Source organism: Paenibacillus paludis, assembly GCF_042610515.1.
GTDB lineage: Bacteria > Bacillota > Bacilli > Paenibacillales > Paenibacillaceae > Paenibacillus_AQ.
This window is the reverse complement of sequence record NZ_JBGJZP010000011.1, coordinates 96,867-115,427: the sequence shown is the minus strand read 5'-3', so window position 1 is coordinate 115,427 and position 18,561 is coordinate 96,867. Positions and strand designations below refer to the sequence as shown.

At 47.0% G+C, this 18,561-nt stretch carries 16 protein-coding genes; 4 read left to right on the top strand and 12 right to left on the bottom strand.

The genetic code is table 11. The features are described from left to right. Window positions 1–156 precede the first annotated feature (156 nt). Window positions 157–1,653, top strand: coding sequence for a DHA2 family efflux MFS transporter permease subunit (locus ACAN56_RS21300; protein WP_379145654.1), 1,497 nt, complete (start codon window positions 157–159; stop codon window positions 1,651–1,653). A 199-nt stretch (window positions 1,654–1,852) separates the two neighbouring features. Beyond that, entirely contained in the window at window positions 1,853–2,422 is a 570-nt protein-coding gene (locus tag ACAN56_RS21295; protein WP_379145653.1) for a hypothetical protein, read from the top strand. 68 nt (window positions 2,423–2,490) lie between these two features. Here the strand turns inward: ACAN56_RS21295 and ACAN56_RS21290 are convergent, their stop codons facing one another. The 11 genes from ACAN56_RS21290 to ACAN56_RS21240 form a co-directional block, all read right to left on the bottom strand. Further along, on the bottom strand, window positions 2,491–4,548 hold the full coding sequence (locus ACAN56_RS21290; protein ID WP_379145651.1) for an iron ABC transporter permease: 2,058 nt from the start codon (window positions 4,546–4,548) through the stop codon (window positions 2,491–2,493). A gap of 8 nt (window positions 4,549–4,556) precedes the next feature. Beyond that, window positions 4,557–5,585: an ABC transporter substrate-binding protein gene (locus tag ACAN56_RS21285; RefSeq protein ID WP_038596330.1), complete on the bottom strand. Its 1,029-nt coding sequence runs from the start codon at window positions 5,583–5,585 to the stop codon at window positions 4,557–4,559. 369 nt (window positions 5,586–5,954) lie between these two features. Then, window positions 5,955–7,601, bottom strand: a complete 1,647-nt coding sequence (locus ACAN56_RS21280; RefSeq protein ID WP_379145649.1) for a bifunctional metallophosphatase/5'-nucleotidase — start codon at window positions 7,599–7,601, stop codon at window positions 5,955–5,957. A gap of 23 nt (window positions 7,602–7,624) precedes the next feature. Next, window positions 7,625–8,452: a carbohydrate ABC transporter permease gene (locus tag ACAN56_RS21275; protein WP_342437185.1), complete on the bottom strand. Its 828-nt coding sequence runs from the start codon at window positions 8,450–8,452 to the stop codon at window positions 7,625–7,627. A 12-nt stretch (window positions 8,453–8,464) separates the two neighbouring features. Next, window positions 8,465–9,349 carry a carbohydrate ABC transporter permease gene (locus ACAN56_RS21270; RefSeq protein WP_038596336.1) on the bottom strand — a complete coding sequence of 295 codons (885 nt, stop codon included), beginning with the start codon at window positions 9,347–9,349 and terminating at the stop codon, window positions 8,465–8,467. Between the two features lie 89 nt (window positions 9,350–9,438). After that, on the bottom strand, window positions 9,439–10,734 hold the full coding sequence (locus ACAN56_RS21265; protein WP_379145647.1) for an ABC transporter substrate-binding protein: 1,296 nt from the start codon (window positions 10,732–10,734) through the stop codon (window positions 9,439–9,441). Between the two features lie 236 nt (window positions 10,735–10,970). After that, a complete protein-coding gene (locus ACAN56_RS21260; RefSeq protein WP_379145645.1) occupies window positions 10,971–11,822 on the bottom strand; it encodes a response regulator transcription factor in 852 nt (283 codons plus the stop codon). Continuing rightward, the gene (locus ACAN56_RS21255; RefSeq protein ID WP_379145644.1) at window positions 11,819–13,594 is read right to left on the bottom strand and encodes a cache domain-containing sensor histidine kinase; all 1,776 of its coding nucleotides are present in this window, start codon (window positions 13,592–13,594) and stop codon (window positions 11,819–11,821) included. The genes ACAN56_RS21260 and ACAN56_RS21255 overlap by 4 nt, the downstream gene beginning before the upstream one ends. A gap of 305 nt (window positions 13,595–13,899) precedes the next feature. Then, complete coding sequence (locus ACAN56_RS21250; protein WP_379145643.1) at window positions 13,900–14,670, bottom strand: DODA-type extradiol aromatic ring-opening family dioxygenase; 771 nt, start codon at window positions 14,668–14,670, stop codon at window positions 13,900–13,902. Between the two features lie 6 nt (window positions 14,671–14,676). Continuing rightward, window positions 14,677–15,336: an alpha/beta hydrolase gene (locus ACAN56_RS21245; protein WP_379145642.1), complete on the bottom strand. Its 660-nt coding sequence runs from the start codon at window positions 15,334–15,336 to the stop codon at window positions 14,677–14,679. Between the two features lie 22 nt (window positions 15,337–15,358). After that, a complete protein-coding gene (locus tag ACAN56_RS21240; protein ID WP_038596347.1) occupies window positions 15,359–15,763 on the bottom strand; it encodes a DoxX family protein in 405 nt (134 codons plus the stop codon). A 147-nt stretch (window positions 15,764–15,910) separates the two neighbouring features. On the opposite strand from ACAN56_RS21240, the gene ACAN56_RS21235 reads away from it, so the two are divergent. Beyond that, window positions 15,911–16,462, top strand: a complete 552-nt coding sequence (locus ACAN56_RS21235; RefSeq protein ID WP_038596349.1) for a helix-turn-helix domain-containing protein — start codon at window positions 15,911–15,913, stop codon at window positions 16,460–16,462. Between the two features lie 230 nt (window positions 16,463–16,692). Here the strand turns inward: ACAN56_RS21235 and ACAN56_RS21230 are convergent, their stop codons facing one another. After that, window positions 16,693–17,196, bottom strand: a complete 504-nt coding sequence (locus tag ACAN56_RS21230; RefSeq protein WP_379145640.1) for a MerR family transcriptional regulator — start codon at window positions 17,194–17,196, stop codon at window positions 16,693–16,695. A 129-nt stretch (window positions 17,197–17,325) separates the two neighbouring features. On the opposite strand from ACAN56_RS21230, the gene ACAN56_RS21225 reads away from it, so the two are divergent. After that, window positions 17,326–18,447: an NADH-dependent flavin oxidoreductase gene (locus tag ACAN56_RS21225; RefSeq protein WP_379145702.1), complete on the top strand. Its 1,122-nt coding sequence runs from the start codon at window positions 17,326–17,328 to the stop codon at window positions 18,445–18,447. Window positions 18,448–18,561 lie beyond the last annotated feature (114 nt).

Sequence of the window (18,561 nt, the reverse complement as noted above, 5' to 3'; positions counted from 1 at the left end):
TACAAATCCGAATCAACTGTAAACTAATAAACACTTTTTCAGAAAGCGTTGCTTGCTTACATGTAAATTTCATTTATAATCTGATTTATACATTGTAAACTATACAACACATTGTATATTAAGTCCAAGATCTACGATTTGAAAGGATGGAGTGGAGTGAGTAAAGAAATAGAAGCAACAAGCAGTTCCATAAAAAAGGGACCCATCTTATTCATTATGATTTTGGGAGCCTTTCTTGCGACGTTGAATCAGACCGTAATGAGCGTTGCCGTGCCGGGATTAATGATTGATTTTAACATCTCAGCGGCAACGGCCCAGTGGCTGACAACAGGTTATATGCTCGTTAACGGAGTACTGATTCCGATTACGGCTTATTTAATGCAACGATTTACTACGCGTGAGCTTTTCCAGACTTCCATGTTTATTTTCCTGGCAGGAACGATCGTATCGGCCCTTGCCACAAGCTTCCCTGTTCTGCTGACCGGGCGCATGATTCAGGCAGCCGGCGCCGGGATTATTATGCCGCTGCTTACCAATGTCATATTAGCCCTCTTCCCTCGTGAAAAGCGGGGAGCAGCCATGGGTATGGTCGGGCTAGCGATTATTTTCGCACCTGCGATAGGGCCAACTCTGGCCGGATATATTCTGGAACATTACACCTGGGAAACGATGTTTTACGGGATGATCCCACTTACTGTCATTGTGATCATCTGCGGATTTATTTATTTGAGGAATGTATCGACACGTTCCTATCCCAAAATTGATATGGTCAGCGTCATCCTTTCCACCATCGGTTTCGGAACTTTGCTGTATGGCTTCAGCCGGGCTGCAAGTGCAGGCTGGTCGAGCGCGGAGGTGCTTTTGTCTCTCGGTGCAGGCATCCTTTCTCTCGCCTTGTTTACTTGGCGGCAGCTGGCTTCCCAAAACCCGCTTCTTGATCTCCGGGCCTTTAAATACAATATGTTCTCTTTAACCACTGTCATAAGTATCGCCGTTACGATCGTGATGTACGCCGATATGATGCTGCTGCCTCTGTATCTTCAGAATGCGCGCGGATATACGGCCATGGAATCCGGTCTGCTGCTGCTTCCCGGCGCGCTTATAATGGGACTGCTCATGCCGGTCACAGGCAAGCTGTTTGACCGGTTCGGCGCAAAATGGCTGGCCATCATCGGTCTACTGATCACGATTGCGACGACGCTAAGCTTTGTGAACTTGACAGACTCGACCAGCTACAGTTATCTGGTACTTATGTCCACAGGCCGGCGGATCGGGATGGCTCTGCTCCTCATGCCTATACAAACCTTAGGGTTGAATCAATTGCCAGCCAAGCTTAATGCGCACGGTACAGCCATCTCCAATACCGTTAGACAAGTGGCCGGTGCCGTGGGCACTTCTCTGCTTGTAACGGTGATGACAAGCCGTACCACGACTCATATGCAGGAGATGATGGCTGCAGGTGGCGCCAAGGGCGCAACACAGGAGCACATGATAATGGAAGCTTCGATTCAGGGCATCAATGACGCCTATCTCGTAATTGTGGGAATCGGTATTCTCGGATTGCTGCTCTCCTTCTTCATCAAACAAGTGGGACAAACCTCCGGGAAAGAGCCCGGACAGAAGCTGAAAACGATCACTGCGGAAGAAGTCTAGATTACAGAATAACCAGTACACACCACGACGAAGTTCCAGATAACTAGAACGCACAACTTTCCAGCCCTTTCGCTTCCCAATAGGAAGCCGGAAGGGCTCTATTCTTGTTCCGGCACATTCTACATGTCTGTATGAAGCCAAATGCAACTTTCCATAAGCAATGTCGTCTTATTATCATATTCAAAAAAGGTGGGATACAATGCTTAAATCTACCCTGGTTTCCATCCTATTGACGGCTTTCATCCTCTTAACCGCGTGCGCTGGAGGTCTAAATAAATCCAACACAGCAGTAAATACACCCGGAAACGATGTTAAACCGACAGTATCCCAAAGTCCGTTGAACGGTAATAGCGGGGTAAAAGAACAAGATATTACGGAGACAAATCTGGAGGATGTATCTAATTTTGATTCGGGAATGTTCATAAACCTGAAATCCTACGAAGATCAGTTAACTGAAGAAAACGTATCGGCGCTTTCCGCACTCGAAAAGAATCTTGCAGCGTTGGTTGAGCATAACAACACGGATTATAATGCCGGTTTTGTGAATGAAAAGCTGGTTGACGCTATGAAGTATTATTACAGCGAACAATTCCAGTATCGGTTTACAGCGATCGAGAGCATTGAGCCAAATCCGATGAATGATAATTTACACATTACTGTTACCGGACAACGTTTGGATACGAATACTCAGACGATTGAGGATGTCAAAATGATGTACGCTCTTGGTCAGAACGACCAGGGAGACTGGGTGATTTATACAATTGACTGAGCGTACAAACAAAAAACCGATACCTAAAAGGTACCGGTTTTAAGTCATTCTAGTTCTCTTCATCCCTTTTACTTCTTGCTGACAAGCGAACGGTACATTAGAAACAGGAAATATGGAGCTCCAATGATCATAATAATCAGGCCTGACGGTATTTCTATCGGGGCCATTATGGTTCTTCCAATCGTATCGGCAATGACCAGCATTAATCCCCCCAGCAGTCCCGACAAAATAATGGAGCGTCTCGTGTGATGCCCGATCATCATCCGTACTGCATGCGGTGCCATAAGCCCGAGAAATCCGATTGTCCCTACGCTGGCAACGGCTCCCGCTGCAAGCAAAACGCCAATAATCATGGCCCACAGCCGCGTTCCCCGAACCGGCAAGCCAAAACCTGTTGAACTCTCGTCGCCAAACGCCAGCAAATCAAATTTCCGGCCCAGATAATATGCAATCGGCACAAGGACAATCAGAAAGATAAACAGGCTGTAAAACTGATTCCAGCCCCGGCCATAGGTCGAACCCGTCAGCCAAATAAAGGAACTGCTGCTCCACAGGCTTGCCTTAACGATCATAACCTGTATGCCCGCAGAGCCGACGGCCGATACAGCGATTCCGAGCAGGATCAGCACAGACGGATTTAAGGCTTTACGCCAGGCCAGAAAGAATACAAAGGCTGCTGCGACAACCCCACCCGCAATCGCGGCAAAAGGTAAAACCACTACCGTCAATGCAGGCCATGCGAACAGTACGATCATCGCACCAAGCCCGGCGCCTGAGGTCACGCCGATAATCGAAGCGTCGGCCAGCGGATTGCGGACAGCGCTTTGAATTAAGACACCGCTGACGGCCAGCGCGATACCGCCGCAAGCTGCAACGAGAGTACGCGGAAGCCGCAGATTCAGCAGCACAGAAAACGATTGATCTCCCCCGGGGATAAGACTGCCCAGCAAATCAGCCAGCGGAATTCTCGTTCCCCCAAGCGATAAGCTCACAAGGATGACAACGAGGAGCAGTGCGGTCATGAATATCGCCGTAGGAACAAAACGCATACGCAGCGCGGCTCCCCCAACGCTCATGGATGACTGTCCGGAGCCTGAACCGGAAATATTCTTCATCTTGGTAAGCACCAGCCAAATGAGCCATGGCGCTCCAATAATCGCCATAACCGCACCGACCGGTATCTCACCTACATTGCTCCGCACCACACGCGCAAGCGTATCCGCTGCCGTAATGAGCAATGCTCCCCACAAGGCACTCGCGGGAATAAGCAGGCGATGCTTGCGGATACCGCTAAGCCGGACCAGATGCGGAGCGACCAGACCGACGAAACCTATCGGTCCGACCACACTGACCACGATCGCAGCCATGAGCACGGATATGCCCAGGCCCACTGCCCGGGTTAACCCTACACGCTGTCCCAGCGAACGGGCGGTTGACTCATCAAGCTCAAGCGCATCGAATTGCCGGCCGGCGAATACTGCCGCCCCAATCAGTGCAAGGACGAAAGGCCAAGCGTACCGGACACCATCCCAGTCCAGTTGAATCAGGGAACCTGCGCCCCATAAGAATAAATTTTGTGTTTCCGTCTGTTTGAAGATATGTAAGGCAGATGTGAACGCACCCAATACCATAGATACGATCATACCCGATAAGGCCAGCCGGACAGGCGTGGCCGCCTTGCCTCCGCCCAGGAAATAGGCGGCAATGGCCGCCAGAAGTCCCCCTCCCGCTGCCAGCAAAAACGGGAACTGCTGCTGCATAGCCGGGAAAGCAACCACACCTAGGACAACCATAAAGTAAGCCCCGGCATTAATCCCCAGCGTATCCGAGGATGCGAGCGGGTTCTTCGTTATGGTTTGCAGTAATGCACCAGCCGCAGCTAAAGCAGCCCCGGCCAGAATCCCGATAACCGTACGGGGCATCCGGATATCCCAAAGCAGATTATGCTCCATCACATCCTGGCGGTTCAGCAATCCATCCAATAGGGTGGCTGCCGGAATTTTGGCCTCTCCGAAGCCGAGGCTCAGGAGGAATAGAACGAAGAGGACGGCAAGGCCGCCCCCAAATATTCCAATTAGCCGCCAGGTCATTCCGATTGAGGATGCCTTGCTACTATTCTCGTTCATCAAAGTACTCATTTCGTTAAACTATTTACAACTTCATCCACGATAACCTTGGAGGAGACCGGACCGCCGAACACCCAAGTTGCGCTGCCTAATCCAAAGGTGCGTTTCTCCTTCACGAAGGTAAGGCCTTTCCAGACGGAATTATCCTTCAGCTCGTTCGAGAAAATATCATCATCCTTCTGGACGATATAGATCAGATTGGTATCCTGAACCGCAGGCAATGCTTCAACTGTCGATGTGCTGAATCCGTAAGCCTCAAAAGCTTCGGGTTTCCAATCGTTTTTTAAGCCGATCCGGTCCAGCGTCTGTACCGCCAGAGAATTATCCGTAAAGAGACGCATCGTCGCTGCATTCTGATAGCTGTAGGCTTGCGTCAGTACATAGTTCAAGCCTTCCTTGCCTGCAGCGGCCAGCTTCGTCTTGGCATCCGCATAATGCGCATCCAAATCTGCCAGGACCTTATCACCTTCCGCGGTCTTGCCGACAGCGGCTGCAATCGTTTTGAAGATGTCTTCCATCATCGTGTATTGATCGCCTTGGCCTTCAGGCGGATACAGGCCGAAAATCAGCGTTGGCGCAATGCCCTTCAATTGCTCATAGATGGCTTCATGGCTGTCTGTATTCGCAATAATCAAATCCGGCTTCAGCGCCGCAATCGTCTCCAGATTCGGCTCACCGCGTGTACCGACATCAGTCACGCCTGCATCCAGGGGCGCTTCGCCAGTTACCCACACCTTATAGTTTTCGTTATCGGCATTCCCTACCGGCTGCATGCCGAGGGCAATAATATCTTCAGTAAATGTCCACTCCAGCACTACGACCTTTTGCGCAGGCTTGTCCAGCTTAACCTCACCTTTAGCATCCTTCAGTACAATCGGGCCACTCGCCGCTTCACTGCCAGCATTCGTTGCAGTTGCAGTGGCATTGCCAGTTGCGCTTTCGTTAGCTGCCGGACTTTTCGTATTGTTGGATCCACAACCTGCCACAACCAGTATGACAGCAATAACCAGAACTAAACTCAACAACCTTTTGTGCATTTTGTAAATCCCCCTGATATTCAGATATAAGTTCTCTATGATAATCGTTATCGTTATATTGATAATGATTATCATTTCTATTCATATTAGCTATCTTATATGCGATTTCCCGGAATGTCAAAGTTAAAATTTAAATATATGGAGAAGTGACGCTTGAGATCAGGTAGCTTTCTCTTGCGCCAAATTTACTCAAGCAAGCAGCCGCTGATCAAAAACACAGAGAGCATAGCCCGGGACACAAATAATTCCGGCAAACTACATGCAGTTTGCCGGAATTATTGAGTAGATGACAAGCGGTATTGACGTTTGGAGCCTTTTTACTGTTTATGTCCTCCCTGATAAGAAACCTGATCTATCAAGGATTCTTGATTATTTAGCCTTATCACTAATTTCAGAACCACTCTGCCTGTTGATCCCAACAATGGACCAGTTGTCATCAACTTCCGGCGATAACGTCTTACGATCCCGGATGTAGCTTACAAGCATATAACGGATGCTGCATGCCGATTCCCAATGTTTTGTCGCGCTAACCAATTTGGACGCCTTCAATAAGCTGCTGTAGCGATAATTGTTGACAGCAAGCTGCAGCTGTTCGGTATCGGCAAGCGGTTTGCCTTTGTACATCACATTTATGATCCGGCTACCGGAGGGTTGCGACAGGTCGATCTGATAATCGATACCAGCGAACATATCATAGAGATAACTCGGGACCTCGGGGTTGATACTAATCGCAGAGTCACCTGGCTGCCACTGTTTGAAATGCGTTGCTGAGGCTTCCATATAAGCCTTAAGCTCTTTGCCGGTTACATTGACAATGTACAGCAAATTATCGAATGGATAAATGCGGTACACATCAGCGTACGTCAATGGGCCCTGCTTCAAATCCGCCTTGTCCGAAAAAAGGCTCGTGGCGGCAACATCCGCACCGCTGGCCTCAAGCATCGCCTTCTGAATCAATGTAATGACTGCTGTATCCCGCAATCTTCCCGCTGGTACGCCACTGGTTTCATCCTGTGGCTGGAAGTCGGCTGTTGCATAGCCCAGAATGCCACCGTCCATTTCTGTTGAGGATACTCCACCTCCCTGCTCGATGAAGCGAAGCGTCTCTTCATGCGCTTCTGAGACCAGACTCCGGAAATCCGGGTCCGGCTCCCAGCCGGCCATATCAACAATCGAGACTTCCCGGTTCACAACCCGGGGTCCTTCACCGCCAAGCTCGACCGTAAGGTCGAAGCGTACCACTTCCCGCCCCCGGTCGCGCGGTCCTCCAATGACGGTATCACCGGTACGTTCTTTAACCGTAATGTGCATATGACCGACCAGAAGCACATCAGCCTCAGGAACCAGCCGGACAATGTGTTCAGCGGCATCCGAACCGCCTTTTTCATCGAATTCCGCCACCATTCCCGCATGCGCGCTGATCATAATAATGTCAGCCTTACCTTCAGCCCTCAGTGAGGCTGCAATCCTCTGTGCCGTTTCAGCCATGGGGCCAAAGCGCAGAGCATCCACCTTCCCACCGTCCCAGCGCGGGACATTAGGGTTAGTCAGACCGATAACAGCAATCTTAATACCTTGTACCTCAACAAGCGTATAAGGCTCTGCAAACAGTTCCCCATTGAGATAACAGGCATTCGCAGCAAGCACTGGAAATTCCAGCTCCCGCCTGAATTTCTCAATCAGGGCAAGACCAAAGTTAAATTCATGATTGCCCAAGGTCATGGCCGAATATCCCATTGCATTCAGCGCCACTGAGACCGGATGTACACTATCCAGCCGCTTATTGAAGACATCATCAGTCAGCATATTGCCTTGGAACACATCACCATTATCAATCAGAATGACCTCGGCTCCACTCTGTCTGATCTCCCGGACATAGGAGGCGACTCTGGCCATCCCGTCATTTGTTGTATCCACACCGTCTTCGTAACGATAGCCCCACAGATTTCCGTGAAGATCCGAGGTGGCAATAATTACGATATTCAATATATTACTGGTGTCCGCCCGTTCAAACATAATTCCATCCTTCTCTCGTCTCTTTACTTCAGAATTGCACCTGCGGTAAAACTCTTCTCCATCTGGTCACTGAACAGCACGTAGGCCAGTAGAATGGGAAGGGTCGATATGACCATGGCTGCTGCGAGCGGTCCCCAGCTAATGCTGTATTGACCGCTGAAATTCATCAGGCCCAGCGGCAACGTCCGCAGCTCTTGCTTTTGAATAAAGGTCGCAGCCATGAGGAGCTCATTCCATACGGCTAAAAACACGAAGATCGCTACCGAAGCAAGCGGTGGCTTCAGCAAGGGCAGCACAACTTTGAAGAAGGATTTAACGACTCCGCAGCCGTCCATAAACGCAGCTTCCTCCAGTTCCTTCGGCATGGTCCGCAGAAAAGCCGACAGCATGTATACGCCAATAGGCAAATTCACAGCAATATACGGCAAAATAATCGATAATCTCGAACTGAGAATGCCAAGATTCTTCAGTATCATAAAGAGCGGGATTAGCGTAGCGTGAATTGGAACCATGACGCCCATCAATAGAACGAACAAAATCACACCGTTATATTTGAATTTCATGCGTGTCAAAGCATACGCCATCATTGAAGCAAACAGAAGCACAAAAAAGAGTGTAACCAGCGTGACGGTCACACTGTTGAAAAAGTATTGGCTGACTTTAGCGCTTACCCAAGCCTCTGTAAAATTGTCTAAACGCCATTTGGTGGGCAACGCCCAGACCGCTCCGCCAATAATCTCCGAGTTATCCTTAAACGCACTTACCACAAGCCAGTAGAGCGGGAACAACTGGAGGACGGCGATGATGATCATCAGTATGTAAATGGCTGTATTTTTCGTTTTATTGAACATGACCTGTCCTCCTTAATATTCAATTTTCTCCTGGGTCAACAACTTATTAATCACCCAGGCAATAATGAGACATTCCAGCACCATAAATACAGCAAGCGCGCTGCCGTAACCGAAATTCTGCTTCAGGAACGCTTCCTGGAACATTTTTAGCGCAATCACAGTTGTTGAATCAAGCGGTCCTCCGTTAGTCATCACATACACACTTTCGAATGTTTTCAGTGCATATATAACGTTCAGGACGATACAGATCCGCAACACATCGGATAATAAAGGAAAGGTGATGTAACGTACCGCTTTCCAGCCTGTCGCTCCGTCCAGCTTCGCTGCTTCATAATACTGTTCCGGGATACCTTGCATTCCGGCGAACAGGATCAGCATATTGTAACCAACGTAATGCCAAGTGGTTACGATTAATACGGACAGTAGTGCCGTCTTAGTGTCCCCAAGCCACGCTTGTGTCCAACTGCCCAGTCCCATGGCATCCATCAACGTGTTCAGCATGCCGATGTTCGGATCATAGATTTTGACCCATAGCAGGCTCACCATTGTTGTTGACATCACTACAGGGAAAAAGTAAATATTGCGGAACCATTTACGCCCCTTCATTTTTCGGGAGACCAGCATCGCCAAGGCAAACGAAATCGGCAACTGGATAAACACACCTACAAGCAAAAAGGCGAAGCTGTTCCATACCGCCTGCCAAAAGCTTTTATCAACCGTAAACATCTCAATGTAGTTGTCTAGTCCAATGAAGGTCATGGGATTGATGCCGTCCCAATCTTGGAGACTGTAATAGGCTGTAATCAAAATAGGCACAAAATAGAAGATCAGAAACACGATTAATCCGGGCAATAAAAACAAAGCTAATATTTTTTTATTAGAGAGCGCTTTTTCCATCACTTACCCACCTGTCAAGTTGCAGAAAAGCGATGCGGTCCAACTGACTGCATCGCTTTTCCCAGAATATATTTTTGAAACGCTACAGCTTACTCTGCCTTGCGAAGCAAGGTTTCCAGTTCAGTTGTGAACTGCTCAGCTGTCAACACGCCACCATATAGCTGCTGTGTCAGATCACGATATTCCTGACCTGCATCTGCTGAAAGCAGACCGAACCACATCGCCTGCGTTTTAGTGGTTTTACCGATATCTGTAGCGTAAGCTGAAAGCTGCTCATTCTGTGATTCAGACTTAACGTCGCTTTTGGCATATCCGGGCAGACCTTTTCTAACAAATTCGTCATTGAGCTTCAAAGACATGCGAATGGCAAATTCTTTGGCTGCATCCACATTTTTGGAGCTGTTGTTGACAAACAATGAGTAAGGCGCCTCAGCATTCTGGAAACCGATTGTTGAACTGTGGATCTCTTCTGCACCTGTTTTCGGAAATGCGATATACCCCAAATTGTCGCCCATTGCAGTCGACAGAGAAGTGAAGTTAAAGCTGCCGTCGATCCACATCAAGGCTTTATCATTCTTAAACAGTTCTTGTGCATCCAGGTAGGCGGAGCCGAGGAAACCCTTTTGGAAGGCATTTGAGTTCACCAATGTTACCACCTGATTCGCTGCATCAACAAATGGTGCGTCTGTGAATTTAGCTTGTCCCTTAATCGCCTCATCGAAGGCATTAACGTCCTCACGCGCTACAAGCATGTTGTAGAGCAGATCTGCCTGCCATCTTTCTTTCCCGCCGAGTGCGATTGGAATCACACCTTCATCGTTTGCGGTTTTAATCAACTCCTGAAGCTCATCCCACGTTGTTGGAGCAGAAGCGCCAAGCTCGCCCATCAGCTTTTTGTTATAGTAAAGAACCAGTGTTGTACTGATGTTGGAAGGAACGGAATAGATGTTGCCATCGTCCTCTGTTACCAACTGATTGTCCAGAAATTGCGAGCCTAGTCCCGTGGAATCCAGTGTATCGTTCAATGGAGCAACTGTCTTCGACTGCAGAACAGGGGTCCGGTATGACTTTCCGGCATGCTGTTGGAAAACATCCGGAAGTTCATTTGCGGCAAGCGCAACACTTAGTTTAGTTTTGTATGTCTCATCTTGTATGTATTCATAATTCAGTTCAGCGCCAATTTCCGCTGCGGTAGCTTCGGCAGTTGCTTGGTACATCGGATCTGCATCGAATATCCATAACGTGATAGATTTCTTACTATCCGCTGCTGTCGCTTCCTTGTTCTGAGTCCCTCCATTGTTTACTTCCGCACCTCCACAAGAAGTAAGCACTACACTAACAAGCGCGACGGATGCTGCAATAACCCCAAACTTTTTACCAAACATCTGATTTGGACCACCTTTCAAAATTTACGGATACGAGCTACAGGTACAATCTTAACAAGTGTGAAGCTAGGTTCGAATGGATATATATTGGTTTTGACAGTAAAATTTTTAGGTATGTTATATTACTTAACACTGAGTTTACAAACCACCCCTGTGTTAACATCCCCTGAACATCAGGTTTACTTTGCACGAACAAAAAAGCCCGGCTGGAAAACCGGACTTCAACTAGCAACTGCTCAATCTCTCTCTACATTGGACCCCTCGTATACCTTATTTGGGGTAATTCCGTACTTCTTCTTGAAGCATTTGCTAAAGTAGAACGGATCTCTATAGCCGACCTGATGTGCTATCGTCGCTACCTTTGGAGCCAAGGATTCATCCGCAGCAGCCCCTTGGCGCAACAGCTCCATAGCTTTGCCAAGGCGGACATGGGTCACATATTCCACAAAAGACTCACTTGTCTCCTTCTTGAACATGTGACTTAAATAGCTCGGATTCACGAAGAGGACACTCGCTGTACTTTGAAGCGACAAGCTGTCATCGGCATAATGTGCAGTCACATGATCAACCGCTTTGCGAACCAGCCGTTTACCGCTGCCCTGACGCCTTCCCTCCTCAGTTGACTGCCCTGCTTCCGGTTCTTGTACATAACCCGCTTCTTTTTTCAAACGATTAATATAACGCTCTGCTTCCCATTTCTCAGTCAATTGCGTACGGATAGTTATAAGTGCTTGTTCAACCGCTTCCTCATCAATAGGCTTCAACAAATAATGATCCGCTCCGAGCGAAATGGCCTTCTGTGCATAAGTAAAGTTGTCGTAGCTTGTGATGAAAATCAGCTTTGCAGCTGAGTCGAGGGCGCGGACGGCCTTTACAAAGTCGAGCCCATTCATATTCGGCATTTCAATATCTGTAATGATGAGATCGATCGCTTGTTCCTCCACAATCTTCAAGGCTGCTGAACCCTCTTCAGCCTCTGCGACCACCTCAAAACCGGCAGAAGTCCAATCAATCAAATGGATCAAAAGCTGCCTGAAATAATATTCGTCATCCACAATCAGGACGCGGGCTACCGGCGCTGTATTCATAGTCTAGCTGTCCCCTCCTCCTGTCCGCTCGTTTTCAAGATCAGCGGCAAGCGTACCTGCACTTCCACTCCATTGCCTGGTTCAGATGTCAGGACGATGCCATAAGATTCACCGAACCTCAGTTGAATCCGGTCCTGAATATTTTTAAGTCCGAAGCTGTATACCTCTTCTTCGCCATTGTCCAACCAAATAAGCCGTTTTTCCTCTTCACTCATGCCTTTACCGTTGTCACGTACAATAAAGCAGAGATTGCTCTGCTCGCCCGTCCTTTCCGTATAGCCTATAATTTCACACAGTCCTCCGTCAGGCATCCCTCTGATTCCATGGTGGATCGCATTCTCGACAAGAGGCTGCAGCAGCATCGTAGGCACTTGGCAGGACTCTATTCCCGGTTCAAACGAAATCCGGTAAGCCAGCTTTTTAAAGCGGATTTGCTGAATGTATAAATAGCTTTCCAGATGTTTTTTTTCCTGTGCAGCAGCAATTAGCTCCTGTCCATTGCTAAGTGAAATCCGGTAGAATTCGCCAAGCGCCTTCAGGATACTGCTTATTTCTTTAGCATTCGTCATCACAGCCATCGCACGTATCGTGTCCAGCGTATTATACAAAAAATGTGGTTTGATCTGCGAATACAGCAGCCTTAGCTCCAGCAGCCGCTTCGTCTTCTCTTCATCTTCAATTCTTAGCATCAACCCCTGAATATGCTCCACCATTTCATTAAATGTCGCACCCAGCCTGCCAATTTCGTCTTGCGTTTCGGCGGATGCACGAACATCAAAGTTCCCGGCACCTACTTCAACAATCACCTCACTGAGCTGGCTAAGGGGCCGAGTTAGAAGCCGCGAGAACACAAAGGACAAAAACGCTGCCGAGAGCATGCTGATCAGTCCGAAGCCGACCATTAATAATGCGATTTTCCAATACCCATAGGTCAACTCCGAAGTGGTAACAAGATGGACAACCTTCAAGCCATAGGGATCAAGGCTTTGTAAGGACACTAAATAACGCATTCCATCGACTTGCTCGGTCCTGCTCCCTTCAACTGCTGACTTCGCCCATTTGGCAAGAGAGTCATCTTGAATCGCCTGGCTGACCAGTGAAGCTTCATTCGCGGATACAATTATTCCGTCCTGGTTAATGACCAAAGTAGGATTCTGATTAGAATGTTCATTATGGTACATTCGGGCGAGTGTCCGCTCGTCAATATTCACATAAATATAACCAAGCGGAGTCCCCTTCTCCATGCTCATAATAACTCTGCACACACTAATCAAATTCTTCTTCTTCATACCGGACAGAAATGATGGCTGCAGCGTATCTCCCCAGACCGCTCCACCTTTTGCAGCATCAATCGCTTCTTTGGGATAAATGCCGAGACTCTGCAAAGTAACACCGGTCAAATTGGAGGTATAATAGAGTTCGCCGCTTAAGGATTCGATAATAACGGAATCAATATTCGGCTCGGTCTCCAGCATCGCAGCCAGCGTATTATGTATTGATTTCAGAGCAGAAACGTCATCGCTTGCTACGGTATCTCTACTGAGCACCTTCTGTGTATCCTGATTTATCAAAGCGAATTTCGAGAAGTTCTGAACAGATTGAAACACGGTCTCCATAGATTGTTTTATCAGTTTCACTTCTTGCTGCGAGCTTGCTGAAGTCCTTTCCAAGGTCTGATTAAAGACAATTCTATGAATGCTTATTATAAAGATTACCAGGGCCAGCGATACGATAAGAATGTTGCTGATTAGAATCTTTTGCCGCAGCGGCATGTTTCGTCTGACCTCCATTGTATATTAAATATTTCAGCGAAATTGATAATCATATTTTTTATATAACTATAACATTTTAAAGCAAGTCTGTTGATTATATAGATTGAACTCAAAGTTTTAGAGTACAGGATGTTCAATCTATATAGAATAGCCCCTGCACATAAAAAGTGGCAGTCCTAGACAAGAAAAATGTCCTAGACTGCCACTGTTTGATTGAGCTAACAAGCTTATTTAATCGCATTTGGTAACTTGCCCGTTTTCGCTGATGCGGAAAAATAACTCATCTCTACGACTGCCATACGATCTTAATTGAATTGCCAGCAACTTAAGCTTAGGTTACCGTACTGGTAGCTTCGGTGAAGAAGTTTCGCATTACGGTTAGCGTCACCCGTTCCCATTGCGAGAAGAAGCGGAATGAAGTGTTCACTGGTTGGTACGGCCTCTTGGGCGTAAGGAGCGAGCTCGCGGTATTGGAACAGGGCTTCCGTATCCCATAGCTCCAGTTTACTTTGAATCCAGTTGTCGAATTGTTCCGCCCACTCGTCAACCTCCTCGGACCGCCAGTTCAATGCACTTAAATTATGAACGGTTCCACCGCTTCCGATGATAAGCACATCCTGCTCGCGAAGCTCCGCCAATGCCTTCCCAATTTGATACTGCTGCTCATTAGACAGATAACGATTTACAGATAGCGCTATGACAGGGATATCCGCATCCGGATATAGCAGCTTTAGAACGGCCCATGCCCCGTGATCCAGACCTCTTGTTTCATTTCGGGTATTCTCAACCCCATGCTTGGTAAACAGGTTTTCAATCTGCTCTACTGACGAGCGGTCACTTTGGGCCGGATAAGTCATCTGGTACAGCTCATCCTGGAACCCGCCAAAATCATAAATGGTCTCATACGTTGCAGCAGCGCCAACCGTCTGTACCGCCTCCTCCCAATGAGCGGAGAAGAGAACAATTGCTTTCGGCTTTGGCGTGTGGTCTTTAAATTGTTTAAGCAGCTTTGTATATTCGTTATCCTCTAGCACGATTGATGGTGCGCCATGTGCAAAAAAATAGGATGGCATCATGTGTCTTCACTCCTTATTTATATTTGATTCGGCATCCTTCTTAAGCCACTTCAGAAAATCCAGCTGGTTCTCTTCAGATACGCCATGATCGGTCGGATATAATTTGAAAGTTATGCGCTCCGTTTGGTCTTTTAAATAGGCAGATGTCTCGTGCCCAATACGAACCGGGAACACAGAATCATATTCTCCATGCGAGACAAATATGGAAACATCCTTAACACTTCGAAGTGAATACTCCGTTTTCACAAATTCAGGAATATATCCGTTGAGTGCTACAATTCCTTTTAACTGCTCTCCCATCGTGAGCGCAAGCGTCATAGACAGGATTGCACCTTGGCTAAAACCGAGCAAATAACGTTTGTCAGGATCGATCGGATACTTCTCCGTCGCATAATGAATGAAAGCTTCGAGATCTTTAACCGCTTGGTCAAACATTTCCCGAATCGGGTTTCCCAGACTCTTCAACTCGTAATACTGGTATCCCGCACCAAGCGGCAAATTACCGCGAATCCCAATGATGATGAAATCTTGAGCTAATGGAGCGACCAAACCGAACATATTTTGTTCATTCGATCCTTTGCCGTGCAATGTAAAAATCGTCGGATATGTCTTCCCCTGCTCCAGATTATCCGGTAAGTGAACGTCATATTGATAAATAGGATTCATCTTAGTCTCCTCCTTGCTGCAGTTATCTACTGCGCTTGCTCATAATAAAATGGTCAACAGATAGCGGTGTTCGTTCAGCAACAACCAGATACAACGAGATCAATATGAATCCAAGGTCCAGCTCATACCCGGCCATCTGACCATTACCTAGTAATCCCACTGATAATTTGGCCGTCATAATGGCCCCGATGAGCACAATCACAAACAATCCTGATACATAACGAGTAAATAATCCCAGGATAAGCATAATACCGCCGACAAGCTCAATCACCGCAACAACATAAGCTACAAATCCCGGAACCCCCAGTGAGCTAAACCATGCTTCTACATTGCCAAGGCCCATTTGAAACTTATCTACAGCATGAAATACAAAGATGATGCCCAGCACCACACGCATAATAATGGAAACGACAGTTGTTCTATTCATTCGTTTCTCTCCTCTAAAATATTAGTAATAAAAATATAAAATCTATATGTGTAATTAAAGATGAATTGCGTTGACTTGTCAATATAAAAATTGATAATATGAAATTAAGTTTTGTATTACAAATATTTTTTTGGGGGGTGTGCTCAGATGGATATTGGCTCTACTATACGAGCAATCCGGAAACGAAAAAATATCACTATCGCTCAAATATGCGAAATGACCGGCCTGTCCCAAGGTTTTATGAGTCAGGTTGAAACAAATAAGACTTCACCGTCCATTTCAACGCTGGAAAATATAGCCCACGCCTTAAAGGTACCGCTAGCCTATTTGCTTTTAAAGAAGGAAGAACGAATGCGAATTGTCCGGAAAGACGAACGGACCATCACAACTAGCGGTTCAGAACATCTAAAAGTGGAACACTTGAGTTCCACAAAGAACGTACGGATGATGATCGTAGAATTTCCTCCGGGTACAATGATTGGAGATGCCCCCCATGCGCATGAAGGCGAGGAGGTACATGTGGTCATAAAAGGGAGTATATACGCGGAACAAGGGGAAGATGGGGCTGAATTTGGTGAAGGGGATTCCTTTAGTTGGAATGCTTGTACGCCCCATTTAGTAAGAAATATTGGTGAAGATACAGCAATCGTGCTAATCTCCATCTATACAGAGAACGAGAACGGACAGGACCTCATCTAAGCTAAAAGCCCTCTAAACAAGAACCACCTGCCAACGCCCCGCCGATATTACAAATGAAAACTAAAGCGAATATCTTGTCGTGTATAAAGCTAGAGTTTTCACTCCGCACATGCAAATACCATACTCAATCATCTCCCCTGAGTGTCTAAAGAAAACAAAATATTATATTGACCCCAACTACATAAAACAGTGGCAGTCATAGACTGCCACTGTTTTATGAGCTAACAAGCTTATTTAATCGCATTTGGTAATTTGCCCGTTTTCGCAGATGCGGAAAAATAACTCATCTCTACGACGGAAATGGGTTTTGTTTTTGTCTCCTTGAATTCTTCTAGAACGCCGTCTGGACTTTGATCTGAGCATTCCCCTCGGGGTCGCCCTTCTTCTAACTTTATGTCAATGAAATCAACGATTTGCTGAAGCGATGAGATTTGGCTGACAATATTATCGCGTTGGCTCCTTAATTCCTCAACCAACTCCAGATGTTCGGCGGGATCAGCGTCAGCGGAGACCTTCAAAAATGGTTTCATTGCCTCCAGGGAAATCCCCGTTTTTTTCAGACAGACTATCAACCGGATCGAATTGATGTCCTTCTGGTGGTAAACTCGATGCCCATTGTCCTTCCTGTCCGCCTGAGGGAGCAAATTAATCTTTTCGTAATAACGGATCGTGTCCTCAGAAAGTCCAGTTAGCTCCGCAGTTTGCTTTATCGTGAACGTTTGCTCGGTTATCATCCCGCACCTCCGGAAATTGAAACTTAGGGGCATTATACATCTTAGAGTCGGCTCCAAGTCAAGTCTCTAACCTTGGAACAACTAATTCTGTATTTATGTCTTGACTTAAAGCCGACTCCAACAAATAACATAGCCGTTACGGGGAAGGAGGAGCCGTTTCGTTTCAAGAATGGGGTCGAAGTAAAGAACCGCGTCGTTCTTGCACCCATGACCATTTCTTATTCTCAGCAAGACGGTACGCTATCTGATGAGATAACCGCATATTACGAAAGCCGTTCAAACGGTGTTGGAATAGCTGTCACTGGAAGTACCGTGGTGACACCAAATGGGAAGATGTTTGGCGGGGAGGTGGGGGCTGATCGTGATGATATGATCCCAAGCCTGCAACGTTTGGCAACAGCAATAAAGAAACACGGGGCAAAAGCCATTCTACAAATCTTTCATGGTGGTCGCGAATGTCTGCCCGAAGTGGTACCCAATGGTGAGATTGTAAGTGCGAGTGCGGTTGCTAAGGAAGGGGGAAGTGTGATTCCTCGAGCACTCGAAGAGCAGGAAATTATAGAGATCATTCATGCGTTTGGCGCTAGCACCCGTAGGGCGATCGAGGCTGGTTTCGACGGGGTAGAGATTCACGGGGCAAATCGATTCCTTATTCAACAATTTTTCTCACCATACACAAACCGGCGTGATGATCGCTGGGGAGGAAATGTGGACAAACGTATGGCGTTTCCGCTCGCTATTGTAGATGAAGTGAAAAAAGTGGTGGATGAACATGCCAAACAGCCGTTTCTAGTGGGATATCGGTTGTCCCCAGAAGAAGAAATGACACCCGGTATTACAATGGCCGATACACTAAAATTGATAGATGCCCTGGCAAACCAAAACTTGGATTATTTGCATGTCTCTTTAATGAACTTCTGGTCTAAGCCTAGACGTGGAGTAGAGGACAATCGCTCTAGAATGGAAATTATTTATGAGCTCGTTGGGCAAAGAGTTCCCGTTATCGGTGTAGGTTCAATCTACACACCTGATGAGGCGCTTAGAGCGTTACAATCGGGTGTCCCTTTTATAGCACTTGGACGAGAATTGATTATCGATCCAGATTGGGTTGAAAAAATAACTCAAGGTAAGGAAAGTGAAATTCGTACTGAGTTAACTTTAAATGATCAAGAACAATTGGGGATCTCTGATCCATTATGGCAGAAAATTATCAATACCCCAGGATGGTTCCCGATCGCAAATCAAGGTTAACAGCCACCCCTGTAAGAAGATGTTGATTTGCCGCAACGACAAAAAGACTGGAGAATGGATCGGGGGAAAAATCGATCTTCTCCAGTCTTTTGGCTTCTTGTGGACACTAATGTG